A 3,733-nucleotide genomic window follows, 5' to 3' on the forward strand; every position below is an offset into this window, starting at 1 on the left:
ATCGTAGGCGCGCGTGGCGATCACCGGCATCGTCTTCGCCAGGAGATCGGGCTGCGCCGCCAATGCCGCGACCGAGGCACGCGTCATGGTGACCGGGCACAAATGCCCGGTCTCGACCTGGGCTGCCATGTAGAATTTCGCGGCGCGCACGACTTCGGCCGCGCCGCCGGCCGGCTGGCCCTGAATGCTCCAGGTCGAATTGTGCAAGCCGGCATGGGCGCTGCGCGCCATCAATTCATGATAGGCCGGATGAAACTCGACCTCGTCGCGCCTGTTGCCGCGCGCGTCGAAGGTCCGCAGTTTCGGCGGGTTTTCGTTGGCAAGCCGGCCTCGCTCGGCCATCGCTGCCGAACCCCAGTGTTTGCCGAATTCGGCCAGTTCCGCGGATGCCGCAGCGCCGCCATTGGCCGCGACCGCTTCCGCCAGAGGTTTATCCAGCGCGAACAGATCGACGTCCTCGAACGGCGGCGACTGGTTGAACACTTCGTGGGTTGAGAATGAAGATGGGTTCATATCACCATGATAGCACATCCACAGGGTATAACTCACGATGCCCCTATTCGCCCTTGCCCCGCGCGCCATCCCTGCCTATAGCTCTCGTTTTAATGACCCCTGCATCGAAATCGACCTTCGTCCTCTGTCACCGGCATCTGCTGGGTATAGAGGGGCTTTCCGCCGCCGATATTACCGGCCTGCTCGATCTTTCCGAGGAATATGTCGAGCTCAACCGCCAGATCGACAAAAAGCGCACCTCGTTGCGCGGCCGCACCCAGATCAATCTGTTCTTCGAGGCTTCGACCCGCACCCAGTCCTCGTTCGAGATCGCGGGAAAGCGGCTCGGCGCCGATGTCATGAACATGTCGGTGTCTTCGTCCTCGATGCGCAAGGGCGAAACCCTGATCGACACCGCGGTCACGCTGAATGCCATGCACCCGGACATTCTGGTAGTCAGGCACCATGCATCCGGCGCGGTCGAGCTGTTGGCGCGCAAGGTTGACGGTTCCGTGGTCAATGCCGGCGACGGCGCCCATGAGCATCCGACCCAGGCGCTGCTCGACGCGCTCACCATCCGCCGCAACAAGGGCCGGCTCGAGGGCTTGGTGATCGCGATCTGCGGCGACGTGATGCATTCGCGGGTGGCGCGCTCCAACATCCTGTTGCTCAACATCATGGGCGCCCGGGTTCGCGTGGTGGCGCCCTCGACGCTGTTGCCACGCGGCATCGAGCGGATGGGCGTCGAGGTTGCCCGCGACATGCGCGAGGGCCTCGATGGCGCTGACATTGTGATGATGCTGCGGCTGCAACGCGAGCGTATGAACGGTTCGTTCGTGCCTTCGACCCAGGAATATTTCCACTACTTTGGCCTCGATCAGAAGAAGCTCGCCTACGCCAAGTCGGATGCGCTGGTGATGCATCCAGGTCCGATGAACCGCGGCGTCGAGATCGACTCGATCGTGGCCGATGGCGCGCAGTCGCTGATCCGCGAGCAGGTCGAAATGGGAGTGGCGGTGCGGATGGCGGTGCTCGAGGCGCTCGCCCGCAACCTGCCGAACGCTTGAAGATCATGCTGACCGATCGCCGCCCGATCCTGCTTGCCAACGCCCGCCTGATCGATCCCGCGCGCGACATCGACGGGCCCGGCGACGTCCTGATCGCCGACGGCATGATCCGCGATGCCAGGCGCGGCATCGGCGCCGCCGGCGTGCCGGAAGGCACCGACATCGTCAACTGCGCCGGCAAGATTGTCGCGCCCGGGCTGATCGACATGCGCGCCTTTGTCGGCGAGCCCGGCGCCAGCCACCGCGAAACCTTCGCCTCCGCAAGCCAGGCGGCGGCGACCGGCGGCATCACCACCATCATCTGCCAGCCCGACACCTCGCCGGTGATCGACAATTCCGCCACGGTGGATTTTGTCCTGCGCCGCGCCCGCGACACCGCGATCGTCAACATCCATCCGATGGCGGCGCTGACAAAAGGCATGCGCGGCGTGGAGATGACCGAGATCGGCTTGTTGAAAGCCGCCGGCGCGGTGGCTTTCACCGATGGCGACAGGAGCGTCACCAATGCGCAGGTGATGCGGCGGACGTTGACCTATGCGCGGGATTTCGACGCCCTGATCGTGCATCACACCGAGGATCCCGATCTGGTCGGCGAAGGCGTCATGAACGAGGGTGAGTTCGCCGCGCGCCTTGGCCTGGTCGGCATCCCCAATGCGGCCGAGGCTGTGATGCTGGAGCGCGACATGCGCCTGGTGGCGCTGACCGGCGGCCGCTATCACGCGGCATCGCTGAGCTGCATCGAATCGCTGGAAATTCTCAGGCGCGCGCGCGATGCCGGGCTCAAGGTCTCTGCCTCGGTATCGATCAACCACCTCACGCTCAACGAAAACGACATCGGCCCGTACCGAACCTTCCTGAAACTATCGCCGCCGCTGCGCACCGAGGAGGACCGCCAGGCGCTGGTCGCGGCTCTCGCCTCGGGATTGATCGACGTCGTGATGTCCGACCACAATCCGCAGGATGTCGAGGTCAAGCGGCTGCCATTCGCCGAAGCAGCCGCAGGCGCGGTCGGCCTGCAGACCATGCTGCCGGCCAGCTTGAGGCTGATCCATAATGGCGAGATCGATTTCAAGACCCTGATCCGCGCGATGTCGACGCGGCCGGCCGAGCTGTTGGGGCTGCCGGGCGGATCGCTGCGGCCCGGGGCCCCTGCCGACATCATCGTGATCGATGCCGAGACGCCCTGGGTGCTCGATCCCGCCGACCTCAAATCGCAATGCCAGAACACGCCGTTCGACGAAGCGCGGTTCTCTGGCCGCGTGGTGCGCACCATCGTCGGTGGACGCACGGTCTATGAGCATGTCTGATGCGGGGACGATATATCGCGACGGGAGCTGCGCCGATGTCACCTGAAGCCTGGCTGCCGCTGGCGTTCGTCCTCGGCTATCTCCTGGGCTCGATCCCCTTCGGCTTGATCCTCACCAGGCTCGCGGGCACGCCGGATCTGCGGTCGATCGGCTCCGGCAATATCGGCGCCACCAACGTGCTGCGCACCGGCCGCAAGGGCCTCGCCGCGGCGACGCTGGTCTGCGACATGCTCAAGGGCACCGCCGCGGTCATTATCGCGGGCTATTACGGCGGGCCCGACGCCGCGATGCTGGCGGCGCTCGGCGCCTTTCTAGGCCACCTCTTTCCGGTCTGGCTCAATTTCAGGGGCGGCAAGGGCGTCGCGGTCTATATCGGCGTGTTGATCGGGTTGTTCTGGCCCGCGGCGATCGTGTTCTGCGTGCTGTGGCTCGCCACCGCCCTGACCTCGCGCTACTCCTCGCTCTCGGCGCTGGTGGCAAGTTTTGTCACGCCGATTTTTCTCTGGTGGTTCGGCCATCTCGCGCTGGCCGCGCTGTGCGCGGTGCTGACGCTGCTCTTGTTCTACATGCACCGCGAGAACATCAAGAGGCTGCAGGCGGGGACCGAGGGCCGGATCGGCGCGAAGTGAGAGGCAACGCGGCCTCGCAGACCGGATGAACGCAGCGACATCCGGGAATGAACGCGCGCCTGGCCCCGGATATCGCTGCGCTCATCCGGGCTACACTCGCCGCGCCTCAGGTCGGCAATTGCCCACCAAAGGCCCATCCTCAGATGCCAATGGCGCATCGGGGAATGACGGCGAGCGCGTTCAAACCCCCTTCCCCACGCCCTTCGGTTGATCCATGCTGCCGCCAGGGGGGACGGCG

Annotated in this window: 3 protein-coding genes and 1 pseudogene; 3 read left to right on the forward strand and 1 reads right to left on the reverse strand. The window is 65.3% G+C overall.

Annotation, left to right across the window (positions count from 1 at the left end; translation table 11 throughout):
• Positions 1-513, reverse strand: a pseudogene (locus ABSG20_RS32055) (DNA alkylation response protein); the annotation flags it as partial.
• A 92-nt stretch (positions 514-605) separates the two neighbouring features.
• On the opposite strand from ABSG20_RS32055, the gene ABSG20_RS32060 reads away from it, so the two are divergent.
• Genes ABSG20_RS32060 through plsY form a run of 3 tightly spaced genes read left to right on the forward strand, consistent with a single transcriptional unit; the run spans position 606 to position 3,495 of the window.
• The gene (locus tag ABSG20_RS32060; protein ID WP_423868462.1) at positions 606-1,559 is read left to right on the forward strand and encodes an aspartate carbamoyltransferase catalytic subunit; all 954 of its coding nucleotides are present in this window, start codon (positions 606-608) and stop codon (positions 1,557-1,559) included.
• A gap of 5 nt (positions 1,560-1,564) precedes the next feature.
• On the forward strand, positions 1,565-2,866 hold the full coding sequence (locus tag ABSG20_RS32065; protein ID WP_423868463.1) for a dihydroorotase: 1,302 nt from the start codon (positions 1,565-1,567) through the stop codon (positions 2,864-2,866).
• 35 nt (positions 2,867-2,901) lie between these two features.
• On the forward strand, positions 2,902-3,495 hold the full coding sequence (gene plsY, locus ABSG20_RS32070; protein ID WP_423868464.1) for a glycerol-3-phosphate 1-O-acyltransferase PlsY: 594 nt from the start codon (positions 2,902-2,904) through the stop codon (positions 3,493-3,495).
• Positions 3,496-3,733 lie beyond the last annotated feature (238 nt).

It is taken from the genome of Bradyrhizobium sp. (assembly GCF_049512235.1).
Classification (GTDB): domain Bacteria; phylum Pseudomonadota; class Alphaproteobacteria; order Rhizobiales; family Xanthobacteraceae; genus Bradyrhizobium.

What these genes read in the sequence shown, in the direction of transcription:
- ABSG20_RS32060 (WP_423868462.1), top strand. Translation starts at nt 606, where the DNA reads ATGACCCCTGCATCGAAATCGACCTTCGTCCTCTGTCACCGGCATCTG.
- ABSG20_RS32065 (WP_423868463.1), top strand. Translation starts at nt 1,565, where the DNA reads ATGCTGACCGATCGCCGCCCGATCCTGCTTGCCAACGCCCGCCTGATC.
- plsY (WP_423868464.1), top strand. Translation starts at nt 2,902, where the DNA reads ATGTCACCTGAAGCCTGGCTGCCGCTGGCGTTCGTCCTCGGCTATCTC.